At 71.5% G+C, this 17,044-nt stretch carries 18 protein-coding genes and 1 pseudogene; 11 read left to right on the top strand and 8 right to left on the bottom strand.

The window, feature by feature from the left end; translation table 11 throughout:
• A partial coding sequence (locus tag ACIQFX_RS37520; RefSeq protein WP_402472696.1) for an ABC transporter permease occupies positions 1-806 on the bottom strand: 806 nt, incomplete at its 3' end.
• Between the two features lie 200 nt (positions 807-1,006).
• Between ACIQFX_RS37520 and ACIQFX_RS37515 the strand changes: the two genes are divergently transcribed.
• From ACIQFX_RS37515 to ACIQFX_RS37505, 3 genes are all read left to right on the top strand, one after another.
• Complete coding sequence (locus tag ACIQFX_RS37515; RefSeq protein ID WP_402472694.1) at positions 1,007-1,657, top strand: HNH endonuclease family protein; 651 nt, start codon at positions 1,007-1,009, stop codon at positions 1,655-1,657.
• A gap of 275 nt (positions 1,658-1,932) precedes the next feature.
• Positions 1,933-2,424, top strand: a complete 492-nt coding sequence (locus tag ACIQFX_RS37510) for a DoxX family protein (protein WP_402472692.1) — start codon at positions 1,933-1,935, stop codon at positions 2,422-2,424.
• 371 nt (positions 2,425-2,795) lie between these two features.
• Positions 2,796-3,419 carry a DedA family protein gene (locus tag ACIQFX_RS37505; protein ID WP_376487434.1) on the top strand — a complete coding sequence of 208 codons (624 nt, stop codon included), beginning with the start codon at positions 2,796-2,798 and terminating at the stop codon, positions 3,417-3,419.
• Here ACIQFX_RS37505 and ACIQFX_RS37500 read toward each other — a convergent pair.
• Together ACIQFX_RS37500 and ACIQFX_RS37495 are read right to left on the bottom strand one after the other, a co-directional pair.
• Complete coding sequence (locus ACIQFX_RS37500; protein WP_402472690.1) at positions 3,379-3,639, bottom strand: DUF2277 domain-containing protein; 261 nt, start codon at positions 3,637-3,639, stop codon at positions 3,379-3,381. The genes ACIQFX_RS37505 and ACIQFX_RS37500 overlap by 41 nt on opposite strands.
• 167 nt (positions 3,640-3,806) lie before the next feature.
• Complete coding sequence (locus ACIQFX_RS37495) at positions 3,807-4,031, bottom strand: hypothetical protein (protein WP_017239080.1); 225 nt, start codon at positions 4,029-4,031, stop codon at positions 3,807-3,809.
• Positions 4,032-4,219: 188 nt separating this feature from the next.
• On the opposite strand from ACIQFX_RS37495, the gene ACIQFX_RS37490 reads away from it, so the two are divergent.
• On the top strand, positions 4,220-4,978 hold the full coding sequence (locus tag ACIQFX_RS37490; protein WP_402472687.1) for a GntR family transcriptional regulator: 759 nt from the start codon (positions 4,220-4,222) through the stop codon (positions 4,976-4,978).
• 31 nt (positions 4,979-5,009) lie between these two features.
• Here ACIQFX_RS37490 and ACIQFX_RS37485 read toward each other — a convergent pair whose 3' ends face one another.
• Both ACIQFX_RS37485 and ACIQFX_RS37480 read right to left on the bottom strand, forming a co-directional pair.
• Positions 5,010-5,132: a hypothetical protein gene (locus ACIQFX_RS37485; protein WP_402472685.1), complete on the bottom strand. Its 123-nt coding sequence runs from the start codon at positions 5,130-5,132 to the stop codon at positions 5,010-5,012.
• A gap of 44 nt (positions 5,133-5,176) precedes the next feature.
• Positions 5,177-5,944, bottom strand: a complete 768-nt coding sequence (locus ACIQFX_RS37480) for an MBL fold metallo-hydrolase (protein ID WP_402472682.1) — start codon at positions 5,942-5,944, stop codon at positions 5,177-5,179.
• A gap of 105 nt (positions 5,945-6,049) precedes the next feature.
• Between ACIQFX_RS37480 and ACIQFX_RS37475 the strand changes: the two genes are divergently transcribed.
• Positions 6,050-6,502 carry a lamin tail domain-containing protein gene (locus ACIQFX_RS37475; RefSeq protein ID WP_402472679.1) on the top strand — a complete coding sequence of 151 codons (453 nt, stop codon included), beginning with the start codon at positions 6,050-6,052 and terminating at the stop codon, positions 6,500-6,502.
• Positions 6,503-6,738: 236 nt separating this feature from the next.
• Here ACIQFX_RS37475 and ACIQFX_RS37470 read toward each other — a convergent pair whose 3' ends face one another.
• Positions 6,739-7,272, bottom strand: a complete 534-nt coding sequence (locus ACIQFX_RS37470; RefSeq protein WP_402472677.1) for a DUF4231 domain-containing protein — start codon at positions 7,270-7,272, stop codon at positions 6,739-6,741.
• A 389-nt stretch (positions 7,273-7,661) separates the two neighbouring features.
• Between ACIQFX_RS37470 and ACIQFX_RS37465 the strand changes: the two genes are divergently transcribed.
• Complete coding sequence (locus ACIQFX_RS37465) at positions 7,662-10,304, top strand: FAD/NAD(P)-binding protein (protein ID WP_402472852.1); 2,643 nt, start codon at positions 7,662-7,664, stop codon at positions 10,302-10,304.
• A 453-nt stretch (positions 10,305-10,757) separates the two neighbouring features.
• Here the strand turns inward: ACIQFX_RS37465 and ACIQFX_RS37460 are convergent, their stop codons facing one another.
• Positions 10,758-11,735: a winged helix-turn-helix domain-containing protein gene (locus ACIQFX_RS37460; protein ID WP_402472675.1), complete on the bottom strand. Its 978-nt coding sequence runs from the start codon at positions 11,733-11,735 to the stop codon at positions 10,758-10,760.
• 89 nt (positions 11,736-11,824) lie between these two features.
• On the opposite strand from ACIQFX_RS37460, the pseudogene ACIQFX_RS37455 reads away from it, so the two are divergent.
• From ACIQFX_RS37455 to ACIQFX_RS37435, 5 genes and pseudogenes are all read left to right on the top strand, one after another.
• Positions 11,825-13,048, top strand: a pseudogene (locus tag ACIQFX_RS37455) (MFS transporter); the annotation flags it as partial.
• 150 nt (positions 13,049-13,198) lie between these two features.
• The gene (locus ACIQFX_RS37450) at positions 13,199-13,783 is read left to right on the top strand and encodes a DinB family protein (RefSeq protein WP_402472851.1); all 585 of its coding nucleotides are present in this window, start codon (positions 13,199-13,201) and stop codon (positions 13,781-13,783) included.
• A gap of 476 nt (positions 13,784-14,259) precedes the next feature.
• Entirely contained in the window at positions 14,260-14,388 is a 129-nt protein-coding gene (locus tag ACIQFX_RS37445; RefSeq protein WP_402472672.1) for a hypothetical protein, read from the top strand.
• 360 nt (positions 14,389-14,748) lie between these two features.
• Positions 14,749-15,168, top strand: coding sequence for a hypothetical protein (locus ACIQFX_RS37440; RefSeq protein WP_402472669.1), 420 nt, complete (start codon positions 14,749-14,751; stop codon positions 15,166-15,168).
• Positions 15,169-15,506: 338 nt separating this feature from the next.
• Positions 15,507-16,040 carry a hypothetical protein gene (locus ACIQFX_RS37435; protein ID WP_402472668.1) on the top strand — a complete coding sequence of 178 codons (534 nt, stop codon included), beginning with the start codon at positions 15,507-15,509 and terminating at the stop codon, positions 16,038-16,040.
• Positions 16,041-16,549: 509 nt separating this feature from the next.
• Here ACIQFX_RS37435 and ACIQFX_RS37430 read toward each other — a convergent pair.
• Complete coding sequence (locus ACIQFX_RS37430) at positions 16,550-16,726, bottom strand: hypothetical protein (protein WP_402472665.1); 177 nt, start codon at positions 16,724-16,726, stop codon at positions 16,550-16,552.
• Positions 16,727-17,044: the final 318 nt, after the last annotated feature.

Here is a 17,044-nt window from a genome sequence, read left to right as displayed (position 1 = left end):
CCCGGCCCCCCCCCCGGGCCCGCCCGCGCCCCCCCCCCCCCCGGGCCCCCCGCCCCCCCCCCCCCCCGCGCCCCCCCCCCCGGCCCCCCCGCCACCAGTTCCAGGACGGTCGCGGCGGCCACGGCCTGTACGGCGAGCAGGGCGATGAGGACGAAGAGCTGGACGGCGCCCGCGTGCAGCGGTGACGCGCCGCCGAGCAGCATGCCCACGAAGGCCCCGGGCAGGGTGACGAGACCCACCGTGCGGGTCTGGTCCATGCCGGGGAGCAGCGCGTCCGCCGCGACCGGGCGCGCCACTTCGAGCCGCGCCTCCCGCTCGACGAGCCCGATCGCCAGGCCCGCCTCCACCTCGCCCCTCCGCGCCTCCAGTTCGTCGAGCGTGCGCCGCCCCGCGAGGACGGTGGCGGTGAGCGCGCCGCCGACGAGGATGCCGGTCACGGGGACGAGCGTGACGCCTTCGACCGGTACGAGCCCGGTGGCGACGAGCGCGAGGACGACGGGGGCCACGGCGGCGGCGATCGGCACGCCCGCCCACCACCAGCCGGGCCCCGGGGCGGGGACGACCCGGCGCCCTGCCGTCCGTACCGCGACCGCGTACATCAGCAGCAGGAAGCAGAGCAGCAGCGGTACGGAGCGCACGACCCACCCGATCACGAGCGAGACGGCGACGAGCTGGACGGCGGCCCGGCCGCCGGCGAGGAGCGTGTCCCGCGCCCGGCCGAGGCGGGTGACGGCGACGACGGCCGCGGCGAGGGCGAGCAGGACGGCAAGAAGCGCCGCGAAGGTGACGTTCACGTCCAGGAGCACGTGTCAACCCTAGGACGCCGGGCGGAATCTGGCACTCCGTCAGAGACGCCACACCTCTTGATGTGACGTGCCCATGTCGCCACTCTGTTACCCGGCGCATCCCGCACGGACATCTCGCGCCGCCACGATGACCGGGCCGCCGCCCGGCAACCCACGGGGACGGCGGACATCCAAGGTCCCCACACCTCAAGGGAGTTCCCATGCCCGTCGGCAAGATCTACGCGCGTCGACTCGCCGTCCTCACCAGCTCCGCGACCCTCGCCCTCACCGGCCTGCTCACCACCGCTCCGGCCGTCCAGGCCGCCATGCCGACCCCCGTGAGCGCCTCGACGGCCCGCACCTACCTGGCCGCGCTCACCGTGAAGGCGGAAGGTTCCACCTCGGGCTACAGCCGCGACCTCTTCCCCCACTGGATCACCCAGTCCGGCACCTGCAACACCCGCGAGACCGTCCTCAAGCGCGACGGCGTGAACGTCGTCACCGACTCCAGCTGTGCCGCGACCAGCGGCAGCTGGTACTCCCCCTACGACGGCGCCACCTGGACGCTCGCGTCCGACATCGACATCGACCACATGGTCCCGCTCGCCGAGGCGTGGCGCTCGGGCGCCAACACGTGGACGACCTCCCAGCGCCAGGCCTTCGCGAACGACCTGACCCGGCCGCAGCTCATAGCCGTCACGGACAACGTCAACCAGGCCAAGGGGGACCTCGACCCGGCGAAGTGGCTCCCCTCGGTGACCTCGTACCGCTGCACGTACACCCGCGCCTGGGTGCAGGTGAAGTACCACTACAACCTCAGCGTCGACTCCGCCGAGAAGAGCGCCCTGCAGTCCGTCCTCAACGGCTGCTGACCGGAGCACCCCTGAAGCCGCGTCAGCGGAACCCGGGGCCGGACCCGCGCGCCGCGCCGGCGACGCCCGGGACCGGCCCCGGGTGTCGTGTCGACGACGCCCGGGGCCGGCCCCGCGATAACGACCGCCGGGAAGTGAGCACCACCACACGTCCCCCGTGGCTGAATGTTGAACTTGCAAGTACTAGTGAGGGGTGCCTAACCTTACGGCCTCATCGGTATCCGTCCCCCACGCCCCGTTCCCCACGGACGGGGTCAGGCCGAAGGAGTTCCCCCATGTCCCCCGCGAACACCCCTGCCCCGCTCGCAGGTCGCCTGAACCAGGCCCAGCCGTACGCGCTCGGCCTCTTCCGCATCGTCACCGGCCTCCTCTTCGCCTGCCACGGCGCCTCCTCCCTCTTCGGCGTCCTCGGCGGCGCCATGGGCGGCGGCGGCACGGTCCCGACCGGCACCTGGCCCGGCTGGTACGCGGCCGTCATCCAGCTCGTCGCCGGCGTCCTCGTCCTCGCAGGTGTGGGCACCCGCAGCGCCGCGTTCCTCGCCTCCGGCTCGATGGCCTACGCCTACTTCAAGGTCCACCAGCCCGAGTCCCTCTTCCCCCTCCAGAACGGCGGCGAGACCGCGGCCCTCTTCTGCTGGTCCTTCGCGCTCCTCGTCTTCACCGGCCCCGGCGCCCTCGCCCTCGACCGCCTCTTCGGCGCCCGCCCCGCCACCGGCACGAAGACCCGCGACGAGCAGGAGCAGCAGGGCACGCCGGTCGCGGCCTGAGCCCGCCCCGGACCTGTCCGGCCGCACCGGGTGGGGCAGCCGGGCAGCCCCGGCGCGGCCCTCGCCGCACGGCCGGGCACGCCGCGCACGGCCCGCACGGGGCCCGTGTGAGGCCTGCGCGAGACCCGCCGTGAGGCCCGCTACCGGTACGGGCCGGAAACCGCAGCACGGTTTCCGGCCTTTCCGGCACCCGTCCGCCGGCACCCGTCCGCCGGCACCCGTCCGCCGGCACCCGCTCGTCGTCACCCGCCCGTCGTCACCCGCCGCGCCGCGGTCGAGGCCCGGTCGACCGCCGCTCGGCCGCCGGTCGGCTCGCGGTACCCACCCGGCGGGCGGGTCGGCGGGCCCGCGTAGGCTCTGGCCCTGTGAATCTGCTCGACAGCCTCGGCTCGCTGCGGTCGTTGACCGCCGGCCCGTGGATCTACCCGGTGGTGGCGGCGTCGATCCTGCTCGACGTCTTCCTGCCCGTACTGCCGAGCGGCTTCCTCGTCATCACCGCCGCCACGGCGGCGGCCACGGCCACCGCGACCTCCACCGACGTGCCGTCCCTGCTCCCGCTGCTGCTCTGCGCGGCCACGGCCTCGGTGCTCGGCGACTTCCTCGCGTACCGGCTGGCCCTGCGGGGCGGTGCGAGGCTGCACCGGGCGATAGCGCGCTCGCGGCGCCTGAGCGTGGCGCAGGAACGTCTCGGCACGGCGCTGGCCCGGGGCGGCGGCCTGCTCGTGGTCCTCGCGCGCTTCGCCCCCGCCGGCCGCTCCGTGGTCTCGCTGGGCGCGGGCGCGGCGAAGCGGCGGATCGAGGAGTTCCTGCCGTGGTCGGCCCTGGCGGGCGTGACCTGGGCGTCGTACAGCGTCGGGCTCGGCTGGCTGGGCGGTCAGTGGCTGGGCGCGACCTGGTTCAGCGCGGGGGTGTCGACCCTCGCGCTCTTCCTCGCCGGCGGCCTCGCCGCGTACGTCATACGGCGTCCGGCTGCGGCTCCCGCTCCCGCCTCCTGACACCGGGGTGCGCCCCGCGCACCTCCAGGCCGTCCAGGAGTCTCGCGGTGGCCTCCGCGATCTCGTCCACGGCCCGCTCGAACACCTCCCGGTTGTGGGCGGCGGGGGCCCGGAAGCCGGACACCTTGCGGACGTACTGCAGCGCGGCGGCCCGGACGTCGTCCTCGGTCGCCTCCTCGGGCAGCGCGGGCGGGCGGAGCGTCTTGATGCTTCGGCACATGCCTCCAGTGTGGCGCGCACCACTGACAACCGGCGGGCCGCCGACCGCCCCGGCCCCGGTCACCCACGAAGCCGCGCCGCCCCTGTTCACTCCCGAAGCCGCACCTGCCCCGTTCACTCCCGAAGCCGCGTCGGCCCGGGCCACACCTGAAGCCGCCCCCGCGCCGGTCACCCCCCGAAGCCGCGCCGGCTCCGTGCGTTGATCTCGGCGGCGCGGGCGCGCAGCTCGCGCAGCGGCGTGGCGGGCTGTACGTCGAGGGGCTCGGCCTCCCACTCGGCGCCGCCGTGGACGGCCCGGATCAGAAAGCGCCCGGAGACGCTCTCCACATAGAAACCGACCCGCCCCGTGGCGGTGTCGCGGACGAGGTCACCGACCTCGGGCAGTGGCTGCACGCATCCCCTCCGTCCCGAATCCCGAATTCTGGGGAGAACCAGAGAAGCCGCACGGCCCCGCCCTGTCAACGTATCTCTAGAGATGTCCCCCGATGGATGGATCGACCGGGCGGGACGGCGTACGCGTGTGCACCCTGGCCGGGGGGTGCGCCGTAGGGTGTCCCGCACAGGAAGGGAGTGGTCCACCCGTGACTGACCAGGACAGCGCTCGCCGGCCCAAGTACCAGCGCATCGCCGACGAGTTGAGAACCGCGATCCAGTCAGGCGCCTTCGCGCCGGGCGACCGGCTCCCCGGCGAGAACGACCTCATGACCACGTACGAGGTGGCCCGGATGACGGCCCGCCAGGCCCTCTCCGTCCTGCGCAACGAAGGACTGGCCGAGGCCCGCAAGGGCGCCGGCGTCTTCGTCCGCGTCTTCCGCCCGCTGCGCCGCCGCGGCATCCCCCGCCTCTCCGGCGACCAGTGGGGCAACGGCCGCTCCGTCTGGTCGGCCGACGTCGAGGACCGCGACCTGGTCGTCGACCAGATCGAAGTGGTCGAGACGCGGGCCGGCGCCCGGGTCGCCGGCGCGCTCAACCTGGTGCCGGGCGCACCCGTGTGCGTCCGCAGCCGCCGCTTCGTCCTCGACACGAAGCCGGTGCTCCTCTCCGTCTCGTACCTCTCCGCCGAACTGGTCCGCGGCACGCCCATCACCCAGCCGGACACCGGCCCCGGCGGCACCTACGCCCGGCTCACCGAGCTCGGCCACCGCCCCGTGCGCTTCCGCGAGGAGATCCGCTGCCGCATGCCGACGGCGGACGAGTCGGATCGACTCTCCCTCGCCCTCGGCACACCCGTCGTCCTCATCGGCCGCACGGCCTTCACCGGCCCCGGAATGGCCGTCGAGCTCAACGAGATGACCCTCGACTCGTCCTCGTACGTCCTGGAGTACGACTTCGACGCCTGACCCCGGAGCCCGCGGGCGGGGCGGGGACGGCCTACGGCGTGCGGGCGACCCGCAGCACGGGGCCGACCTGCGGCGCGTGGCCGACCCACAGCACGGGGCCGACCTGCGGCACGGGGCCGACCTGCGACACGGGGCCGACCCACCGGCCGAACACCCCACCCCACCCCACCCCACCCCACCCCACCCCGCCCGGCCGACCTACGGCATGCGGACGACCTCGAACCGCGCCCCCGGGTCGGCGTGAACGACCTCCCCGGGGAACTCGGCGGCAGCGAACGCGACCGCCTCGACCGGCTCCGTACCCGGCCCCACGTGGGTCACGACGAGCCGCCCGGCACGGGCCTCCGCCGCGCTCCTGCCCGCCTGCGCCGCGGAATGGTGCCCCGGCACCTCTCCGTCGGCCTCGCAGACGAACAGGTCGCAGTCCCGGGCGAGTTCGACGAGGGACGGGCACGGCTGGCAGTCCCCCGAGTAGACGAGCGAGCGCCCCTCCGCGTCCTCGACGCGCAGGGCGAAGGCGGCGGGACCGCCGTGGTCGACCTCCCTGGACCGGAGCGTCAGCCCGCCGATCCGGACGACGTGCCCGTCGTACAACTCGCTCACCGCGAAGGCCTTCTCGACGGGGCTGCGCTGGGCGCCGTTGGTGAGGAAGCCGACGAGCCGGTCGGCGATGCCCGCCGGCCCGAGGAGGGGGACCGGCGACTCGACGTCGAGTCCCGCGTACACGAGACCGTAGAAGGCGGTCAGGAGATCGGCGCTGTGGTCGGCGTGCAGATGGGAGATCCACACGGCGTCGACGTCGCCGAGGCCGACGTACCGCTGGAGCTCCCCGAGGGTGCCGCTCCCCGCGTCCACCCACACCCGGACGCCGCCGCCCTCGACGAGATAACCGGAGCAGGCGTTGCCCGGCCGTGGGAAGGGGGCGGCGGACCCGAGGACGGTGATCCGCAGTGCGTCACTGGCCATACGGCAAGTTTATCGAGAAGTGTGGGGACGGGGTGAAGATCGTGCGTATCGTGTGTGCCCTCCGGGCCCCATCGGCGGGCGCCCGGAAGGAACTGAAGGACTTTCATGCTTCGTCGCACCCGCACGTACGCCGCCGTGACCGCGGCCGCCGCGGCCGGCATCCTGCTGCTGCCCTCGCAGGCGCAGGCCGCCGGCTCGGTCCACCTGTACAAGATCTACTACGACAGCCCGGGCACGGACAACCGCTCCAACACCAGCCTCAACGCCGAGTACGTGCAGATACGCAACACCACCGGCGCCGGGGTCAACCTCCGCGGCTGGACCGTCACGGACGCGTCCAACCACAAGTACACCTTCGGGAACTTCGTCCTCGGCAAGGGCAAGATCGTCACGGTCCACACCGGCCGCGGCACCAACAGCGCCGCGCACGTCTACCAGAACCGCGCCGCCTACGTGTGGAACAACGACCGCGACACCGCGACCCTCCGCAAGTCGAACGGCACCCGCGTCGGCGTCTGCTCGTACAACTCGACGCGCTACGACTACAAGTGGTGCTGACCAAGTGGTGCTGACCCCACCCACCTCATGACCCACCACGCCCCGGGACGCGCCGACCCCGGGGTCCGTGGCACCACGCCCGTCGCGGTGGTCCTGCCCGTCGGAGGCAGATCCGCCGGGGGCGACCTGTCAGGGACCGGCCCGCCGGGGCAACCCTCCACGGCCCGAACCTCCAGGAACCGGCCCGGCCCGATCAGGCCCGGCCCGATCCGGCCCGGCTCTCAGGCCCGGCCCGATCAGGAACTCCCCGTCTCCTGCCGGGCGGCGGGGACCCCGTGCTGCTGCACGTCCGCGCTGACCTGCCCGCCGAGCGTCATCACGTTCAACGTCGCCGAGTTCTCGTTGGCGATGGCCTTCTCGACCCGGGCGACCAGGACGGAGAACGCCTCCCGCTTCGGCAGGTCGTGGTACGGACCCACCTTGGCCTCGAAGTACACCCGCTCGTGGCCCAGGAGTTGCTCGGTCGAGCGGTAGTTCTTCCACTGCTCCCGGTACCGGTACACGCTCTCCAGCGACACCGCGGCGACGACCACCACGCTCAGCACCGTCGCCGTGACCCGCGCGAACGCCAGGTCCAGGTTCACGAACACCGGCACGAGCGCCCCGCCGACGACGGACACGGTCCGCATCCGCAGATGCATCGCCTTCATCCGGGTCGCCTTGACGTCGTACCACTCCTGGTACTGCGACAGCCGGCTCTCGATGTACCGCTGCGGCGTCATCTCGCCACCCTGCACGCCCGTTTCGGGCGCGTCCCCCACCTCGACCATGCCCCGGAGTAGACCCGCACCGCCGGACTCCCGTCAACTCACCGCCCCGCCACCGCTCTCGCCCTCCCCCGCACCCCGGACCCGACCTCGTGAGGTCACCACTCCACCACCCTTCGCGACCGGCCCCCCAGCGATCCTCGACCGCGCGGTGAGATCCCTGTCCCGGCATGACTTCCCCACTGATCCCGTCGGAAAGTGCGGAAGGCCCCGAAGGCGGAGCCCTGCTCCACCGGCCCCGCCGCCGACCTATGCCGGAGGATTACGTGAGCCCAGACCGCGAGCCGAACACACCGGACAACCACGAGCCGAGCACGTCGGACAACCGCGAGCCGAACACGCCGGACAGCCGCGAGCCGAACACGCCGGACAACCCGTCCGCCTCGTACACCGTGGCCGTCGTCGGAGTGGGGGCGGCCGGCACGCTGACCGCCGTCCACCTCTGCGAGACGGCCGCGCGCCGCCGCACACCCCTCGACCTCGTCCTGATCGACCCGGCCCCGGAGGCCGGCCGGGGAGTCGCGTACGCCACCAAGGACCCCGGCCACCGCCTCAACGTCCCTACCGGCGGAATGAGTTGCTACACGGACGACCCCGGTCACTTCACGCGCTGGCTGTGCCGGCACGGCGAACCGACCGTCACGGCAGCCGACTTCGCGACCCGGTACCGGTACGGCGCCTACCTCGCCGACACCCTCGCGCAGGCGATCGTGCGGGCCCACGGGGTGGTGTCCGTCCGCCGGCTGCGCACCCGAGCCGAGGGGTGCGCAGGCACACCGGACGGCCGGGTGGCGCTCCGGCTGGCCGACGGGACGGGGCTCACCGCCGACGCGGCGGTCCTGGCCACCGGCCCCGCCGGGCCGACGGGGGGCTGGGCGCCCGGAGAACTGCGAGCGTCTTCGCGCTTCGTCGCCTCGCCGTGGACGAGCGGTGCGCTGGACGGGCCGCTGGCGGACGACGCCGACGTCCTGCTCGTCGGTACGGGGCTGACCGCCGTCGACCTGGCCCTCACGCTCGACCGCCCCGGGCGCACGGTGCACGCGCTGTCCCGCAACGGACTGCTGCCGCAGTCGCACGCACTGACCCCGGCCGGGCCGATGCCCGCGCCGGAGGGACTGTACGGGGCCTCCCTCGACCAGCTGCGCCGGACGGTCCGCCACCACGTCGCCCGGTCGATGCGCCTCCACGGCGACTGGCGGCCGGCCCTGGACAGCCTGCGGCCGCACACCGCGCGGCTGTGGCAGGGCCTGACGGCCGAGGAACGCGCCGAGCTCCTCTCTCTGGACGGGGCGTTGTGGAACACGCACCGCCACCGCATGGCGCCCGCGACCGCCGAGTCGGTGGCCCGCGCCCGTAACGCCAAACGCCTGGTCCTGCACGCGGGCAGCGTCACCCGCGCCGCCGGGCGCCCCGACGGCTCGCTGGACGTGGGGCTCTCCGGCGACCGGGAGCTGCGCGTGGGCTGGGTGATCGACTGCACGGGCCCGGGCCGGCGCCCCGACGGGCCGCTGTGGACGTCGCTCCTCGCGTCCGGTGCGGCGGTACCGGGTCCGCTCGACATGGGCGTGGCCACCCTCGACGGGCGGCTCCTCGCCGCGGAGGGCCGCACCGGGCTGCCCGTGTACACACTGGGCGCGCCGCGGCGCGGCGAACTGTTCGAGACCACCGCGGTCCCCGAGATCCGCGTCCAGGCGGCGACCCTGGCCCAGACGCTCCTCGCGCCGCTCTCCCCCGGGCGCCGCTCGACGCGCCGCCCGCTCGACGGCCACGGTCTCGCCCTGTCCACCCACGCGGAGGCGGCCGCCGCGTACCGCACCGGTCTCGCCCGCATCCTGAAGGTGCGGGCGGGCGCGGAGGACGCGCTCCGGCGGGCCGTGGCCCTCGACCCCGGGTTCGCCCTCGGGCACGCGGCGCTCGCCCTCCTCGGCCACGAGTGCGGCGCGGCCGTCGACGTACCGCGGGCGCTGGCGGAGGCGCAGCGGTGTGCCCGCGAGCGCGCCGACGACCGGGAGCGCTCCTTCGTCGAGGTCGTCACCCGCCGCGTCCACGGCGAGAACGGCGACACCGCGCTCGTACGGCACCTCGAAGCGCATCCGGCCGACGCGCTGGCGCTCGCCGCGGCCGTACCGACCATCGCCTTCTCCGGCGTCGACGACCTGGACGACGACTACGCCCTGCGCCTCGTCGAGCGCACCTCACCCGCGTACGACGGGCACTGGTTCCACACCTCCCTGCTGGCCTTCCTCCGCCAGGAGCAGGGCCGCCTCCACGAGGCCGGCGAACTCGCCCACCGCGCCCTCGCCGCCGAACCCGCCTCCGGCCACGCCGTCCACGCCCTCACCCACGTCCACTACGAGACCGGCGCCCACCAGGCGGGCCGCGACTGGCTCGAACGCTGGGTCGCCGGCCGCGGCCGCGGCGCCGTCCACCGGGCCCACTTCTCCTGGCACATCGCCCTGCACGAACTGGCCCTCGACGACCCCGCCGCCGTCCGCCGCCGCTGGTTCACCCAACTCGCCCCCGGGCGCGTCACCGGCGTCCGCGCCCTCGTCGACTCGGGCTCCCTCCTCTGGCGCGCCCGCCTCAGCGACAGCTGGCGCGGCGAACTCCCCACCGCCGACGTCCTGGACTCGGTCGAGGCCGACGTCCTCGAACGTCCCACCACCGCCTTCACCGCCCTCCACTCCGCCGTCACCCTCACCGCCGCCGGCGACCTCCCCGCCCTCCGCCGCCTCCGCGACCACGCCGCCGGCGCCGACGAGGTCCAGCGCGACATCATCGCCCCCCTCTGCGACGCCTTCACCGCCCTCGTCGAAGAACGCTTCCACGACGCCGCCCTCGGCCTCGACGCCCTCCTCCCCACCCTCCGCCGCGTCGGCGGCAGCTCCGCCCAACGCGAAGTCGTCGAGGAGACCCTCCTCTACGCCCTCACCGCCGACGGCCGCTCCGACGCCGCCCGCCGCCTCCTCGACACCCGCCTCCAACGCACCCACTCCCCCCGCGACCACCGCCTCCTCTCCGAACTCCCCACCTGACCCCGCCCCCGCCCACACCCGGACAGAGCAGTGAAGTCCCGTCCCTAACCCGGGACTTCACTACCGAAACAAACCACCACAAGCACCCCCCCTCCATCGCCCAAATGCGCTCCAGCTCGGCCTGCGTCCCCTCAACCGGCCGGAGCGTCCAGAAGATCTGATCGATGGAACCCGGCCCGTACAAATCAGGAAACGCCTTGTAGTCCGCCGGCAGCCCCACCCCGAGATACTGCTCAGCGACCTCCCACAACCGCGGCCGCACCCACCCCCAACACCCCGGCCCCCCAACAACTCCCTCAGCCGCCCCACCGCAGCCACCCCTTGATCACCCATCCCCCCACCCTGCCGGCCCCCACCGACAGCCCCCGGCCCAGCGATGCTCACGAGCGAAGATGCGGGTGATCGTGTGCAGCTGCTTGTCCGACGCGGGCGGGCCTGCACTCGGGCGAGCCCTCAGCCCGAACCGGCGACCAGTGCCTCGCCGAGCGGAGTGCGCCGGTAGAGCACCGACCGTCCGGACCGGGCGCGGACGAGCAGCCCCGCGCCTCGCAGGATGGCGAGGTGGTCTCCTACCGCGCCGGGTGCCATGGCGAGGCTTCGGGCGAGGTGGCTGGTACTGGCCGGGGCGTCCAGCGCCAACAGCAGCCGGGCTCGGGCCCGGCCGACCAGAGCGGTCAGCGCGTCCGGTCGGGGGACGGTCTCCTGTTCGCCCCACAGGGCGGCGGTGCCGCGGGCCGAGTAGATCAAGGTCCTGGGCCAGGGGTCTTCCATGTGGGCGGCGACATGCCCGACGAAGACCGAAGGGATCACCAGGAGCCCGTCGCCGGCGAGGCGGACCGTTCCGCCTCGGAGGAAGCCGATCTCGATGCCGCCGACGCGCCAGGCGATGCCCGGGTGCAGGCTCTCGATGACCGTGACCCATCCGTGTTCGCCGATCACACCCACCCGGTGCACGACGTCGCGCTCGCAGATCGCGCGCAGTTGCGGCCAGTCCGCGGCGAGCAGCTCGTGCCACGCCCGGTCCATCGCCTCGGCGATCCTGGTGACGGCGTCCGGCGAGTCCAGCACCGCGCGTACGCGGGGATCACGGGCGGACGGGCCGGTCGCGTTGATGGCGAACTCGTGGCGGGCCGCTTCCAGCGGTGTGGCCCGGATCATGGCCAGGTCGTCTGCCCACGTCTGGTTGAGGCCGCGCGGGGGCGGGGCGACGAAGTTCGGTCCGCCTTGCGGGGTATGCAGGGCGAGGGCGGCGTCCAGTTCGGTCTCGCGGCGAAGCCGTTCGAAGGCCGGCAGGAGCCGGGCGGCCCAGGCCTGCGGCAGCGGCCGGCCGTGGCCGGCGAGCGAGCGCAGCAGAAAGCAGAGGTCCATCGCGGGCGACAGTGCGAAGCGGCTGCGCAGCAGGTCCTCGACGGAGACTTCGAAGCGGAGCACGCCGCCATGCTACTGCGATACGCCTGTTCCGATTCGTCCAGCGACGAATCATTCGTGAACGGCGTGGGCGCACAGCGAGGCTGGGCGTCATGACCCCAACCACCGCACCCGTGCAGGGCGACCACCGTGCCACCTACAGGGAGGTGCTTGCCGAGCCGCGATTCCGTCTGCTCTTCTCGACCCGCGCCGTCGCGATCACTGCGGGCTCGCTGCGGATCACCACGTTCTCGGTCCTCGTCTTCGCGGCCACCGGCTCCGCCCTGTTGAGCGCACTGGCCTTCGGGATCGGCTTTCTCCCGCAGCTGTTCGGCTCGCTGCTGCTGGGCTCACTGGCCGACCGACTGCCGCCCCGCGCACTCATCGCCGGCGGCTACGCCTTGGAATGCGCCGCCGCTCTGCTGCTCGCCGTGGTCCGGATGCCGATCGCGGCAAGCCTCGGAGTCGTAGCGCTGGCCGCCCTCGCCACACCGGTGTTCAGCGGCGCGTCGAGTCGGCTGGTCGCGCAGTGGCTGGAGGGCGACGCCTATGTCCTGGGCCGTTCACTGAACAACATCGCCGCGGCAGGCGCACAACTGCTCGGTCTGGCGCTGGGAGGTGCGGTCGTCGCGTTACTCGGCCCGCACCGGGCACTCGCGGTGAGCGCCGCCCTCTTCCTCGGCTGCGCGCTCGCGATCCGCATCCGGCTCCCCCGGCTGCGGCCGGGAGGGTTCGGCGGCACACCCGGCACCGCTCGGGGCGATGGCGGGGCAGTCCGGACAAGCCTGCACGGTGCCGCCCTGCTGCTGCGCGGACGCACAGTGCGACGACTGATGCTGGCCCAGTGGCTACCACCCGCGTTCGTAGCCGGCGCGGAAGGCCTGATCGTCGCCTACGCCGGAGGACACCACTTCGCGCCCGGCTGGTACGCGGTGCTGATGGGCTGCCTACCGGTCGGCATGCTCGTCGGTGACCTACTGGTGGGGCGACTGCTCCAACCGCCCAGCCGGGAGCGCCTGGTCGCCCCATTGATCGCGCTGATGGGACTGCCGCTGCTCGGCTTCGCTGCCGAGCCCGGAGCGGGCGTCTCGTCGTGCCTGCTGCTCCTCTGCGGCTTCGGCTTCTCCTACGCTCTCGGCCTGCAGCGGCCATTCCTGGACTCCCTGCCGCAGGACGGCCAAGGCCAGGCCTTCGGTCTCCTCGGCTCCGGCAGCATGACGGCGCAGGGCGTCGGGCCGGCCTGCTTCGGCTGGGTGGCCGCAGGCATCGGAACAGGCGGCGCAATAGCCCTGGCGGGCGGCGCGGCGGCGCTCACCGCCGTCTGGATCCTCACCTGGCCCCCGCCCACACCCATCCACGTCTACCTGACAGGCAGTCGATCCCGTCAGCCCATTGCACAAGACGCGCCAAGCCTCGGCCCTGCCGGCCGTCGCGGACCACGTACGGGACCTCGAGACCACGCCCAGCCCACGAAGGGTTCATGCCGCATGATCGATGAATTCGCGAAGGACAACCTGCACGGGAGACTGCGGCGCGACCGCGAGGCGCTGCTCTGGAAACTCGACGGCTTGTCCGAGTACGACGCCCGCCGACCTCTGACAGCGACCGGGACCAACCTCCTCGGCCTGGTCAAACACGTGGCCACCGTCGAGGCCAGGTACTTCGGCGAGGTCTTCGACCGCCCTTCCCCGGAACCGCTGCCCCGGTGGCAGGACTCCGACGGCAGCGACCAGTGGGCGACCGAGGACGAGACCCGCGACCAGATCATCGCCTTCTACCGACGCACATGGGAACACTCGGACAGGACGATCAACGAACTTCCCCTCGACGCCCCCGGCCACGTGCCGTGGTGGCCTGAGCCCCACCCCAACACAAACCTGTTCGCCATCACGCTCCACGTCCTCGGCGAGACCACCCGGCACGCCGGGCACGCCGACATCCTGCGCGAGAACCTCGACGGCCGGACCGGCTTGCGCGCCGAACACGAGAAGCAGATCGACGAGGAAGCCCGCGCGGCCCACCGCGCGAAACTCGAGCAGGCCGCCAGATCAGCCGCAGCGATCAAGGCATAGTCGGACGTACAGGCGGCCTGCCATCAGCGCCCCTGCCGGCACGTCCGATCTCCGAGTGGCTTCGTCCGCGCGACCGGGGTTCCGGCACAGATCCTGGGGACCGGTCGCAGAAGGTGACCGATCTGCTCTACCCGCTCAGCAACGCCGCAAGACGGACGGCAGTCTTCTCGCACGCTCGCTGCCTGATCAACCCTTCCTTGCCGACCGCACGAAGCCTCACCTTCGAGATGCCCTCACCGCCCTTCGCCACCAACGCAGTAACCACCACAGGGTTCATACCGCCGACACCACCACCGGCAAGAACACGCATCGCCTCACGGTCGCCGCCAGAATCAACGGGCACAGGATCCACTGCTCGCCCGGCTCACCCGAGTACGTCGACGACACGCGCGACGGAATCGTCAAACGGCAAGACGACGCACAGGTCGATCTCATCAACGTCATTTTGCAAATCCCCCGGTCACAGCCCGATCGCCATGACCATGAACGTCTACGCCCACGTCGCCCAGAACACACAACGCAAGGCCGCCGGTGACCAGTGCGTCAAGCCCGATCGGCCCAAGCCCATCCCGCTGCCCCCTTCCCGAAGCCACTTCCTCTCCTGAGCGGTAAATGGACGCGGCAACTCAAGTAACCATCGGTGTTGTTGTCGGATGTGAACGTCAAAAGCCCCCAGCCATGATCGGCTGGGGACCTTTGCACTGGTGGGCGCGGACGGTTTCGAACCGCCGACATCTGCTTTGCAAGCTCGTCCGGAGACCCGCCCCTGGTGCCCGCACCTCACCCGAGGCGCCCTCGAGGAACCGCCCGGAGATGTGTACGTACGCCCTCGCTGATGTCAGACGTGGATGTCGCCTCACCGAGGTCTATGTGGCTGGCGACACCTTCGACCCGGGCCAACTACCCATCGATCCCGCCCAGCTGAACCCTTCTCCCCTCGCCGCGCTTTACGGCATGCTGCATCCATGTCAGCTGTCGCCGCACGCACCCACTCCCAGACCCACCAGGCAGGCCGCCACCTCGCGGTCGCTGAGGCGCTCTTGCGAGGGATACCAGCCAAGCTCAAGGGAGCCCAGACCTACATCGAGGTTGGCGAGCATGATGCTCAAGTGATGGTGGCAGCCAAGGGCGCCTGGATGATCGCAGACATCGACAAGTTCACGGCTCTGACCTGCAGCCGAGTCATCCTCGTCCACATCGCGACGGACAGTCACCACTTCTACATCGCGGAGGGCGACAAGCTCCGCGCCGAGGTGCGCACCCGGCACATGCAGTTCCTGGAACAAGTTGGGGGCGTACGACCCCGTAACCCTGACTCGAAGAACACCGTCATAAAGCCTGATCACGTCGCCAGTTGGCGCGACCAGTGGCAGCTTCTGACCTAAGAGAGCACCTGTCGGGCGACCTCCAGGCACTGCACTCCGGGCAACTTCACCGGGTCTGAACTGCAACGCCGGCATCTTTCGGTGGTCCAAGCCTCGCCAGGCGGTGCGGCTGCACACGGCTCCGGAGGCCCCGGGCGTATGGGCAGATCAAGGGCGTAGAGGCGGGCTGGCGCGCTCCGCTGGTCCACGAATGGGCCGCGCCTCTATCGTCCTGTCCCGCGGCCAGCGGCAACTGCTTTCTAAGCCTGGCGCCGCACGCGGGACTGCCCTTGCAGTTCAACTGGCACACGGGGGATCCGACTCTGCCAACGGCCTCTGCACCGTCCCCCCGACCGACCATGGCTGACCGCTCGATCTGGCACGGATCTGCCACGCACGCGCACGGAACCGGTTCCATCGAAGCCGCGTCTGACGGCCAGGAAGGGGGCGGCGTGATAGCTCAAGGCAGGGCCCGTCGTCGCTGCGTGGCGGCTGTTTCGATTCGCGCGCGGCTCGTCGCGGTAACGCTAACGTCCTTGCTGGTTGCCGGTTGCGGCATGCTGAACGATCCAGTCAAGGAACGCTGGAAGTCTAGAACCGAGTTTTCAAGTTGTGGCGAGGTGAGACTGGAGCAGGGCGAGGAGATGCAGAAACAGGCGGCGCGGGAAATTTTCTGTCTCCAGCAAGCCCTCAAGAAAGGCGAGAGCGCGGAACTGAAGGCGACCTATCCCACCGTGGAGGGCGACCCGATTCGCGAGTACTACCGCTTGACACCGCAAGGCAGGCTTGAGGTGTACACCGACAGCACAGACGATCACTACTCGGACCAGAGGTGGTCGTTCGCCGAGTGCTACGCCCCGGAATGGTTGGCTGAGATTTCCTGCGATCTATGACCAGCGCCAATGACCCCATCGGGCGCGATGAGGTCGTCCATTGCCTCCCGGCAACCGATTGGAACCACCCGTCAGACGCTTTCACACTGAGTCGAGGGTTGGAGCATCAGCATTCAGGCGGTGCGGACACGGGCGGCCAATAGCCAGCAGTCAGGCAAAGGTCTTGAAAACCGTCGAGGCAGCGATGTCTCCGTGGGTTAAAATCCCACACCCACCGCCACTGAAAACGCCCCCTGACCAGCTGAATCGGTCAGGGGGCATTGTGTTGGGCGGCACTCGCTCGTCACCGTGATTCCCCGTGACTTCCTGTCTGATCGGGCACGGTTGGGGCACGGGCATGCTCTGATCCGTAGCTCCAGCCGGAACAGTCAGGGGTGGTCATTCCGGTCGCTACAGGGCCCTGGAGGGACGCTACCGGGTGCTGGCAATTGCTGGGGTTGCGACACCTGGCTGCTGTACGCCATAGACGTCAGCCGTGGATTTCAGCCAGGCTTGGCAGCAAGGACGAACTACGAGTGCCTGGTGATCGTCACGACAGCATCCGCTCTGACGCTGAACACCTTTGTGTCGTCAGTTCCGATGAACTCTACGAAGTCGCCTTTGACGGTGTAGTCGTACGCCTCCACCTCCCGCTGCTTAAGCGGCGGGACGCTAGGCATTTTGAATTCGACCGTAAAAGTACCCATTCATACACCTCCTTGCCCTATTGTCATGCATTGCTCTGCATTTCGCGCGGGCAAGCCACTCCAGCACCGCAGCCGCAACGGCCCCTGCTGTCATCCGAACCACGAACCGGCCGGCAGACGCACGACTGGCCCCGTTCATCCCGGAGCCCGAGCGCCCCCGCCGGAGGCATCTGTTCTGACCGGTGGCCGACAAGTCGGCTCGGTTCACCCCCATCAAGCCCTTAGAGGTCCTAACAGAAGTCATTAATGGGGTGACTGTCGGCTTGGATGCTCGTTGGTCCGTTCGTGGGGAAGAGGAACTCTCGACCGTGGGTCGTG

Source organism: Streptomyces sp. NPDC093089 (assembly GCF_044754405.1).
GTDB lineage: Bacteria > Actinomycetota > Actinomycetes > Streptomycetales > Streptomycetaceae > Streptomyces.
The sequence above is the reverse complement of the archived record's forward strand: the minus strand, read 5'-3'. Positions and strand labels throughout refer to the sequence as shown.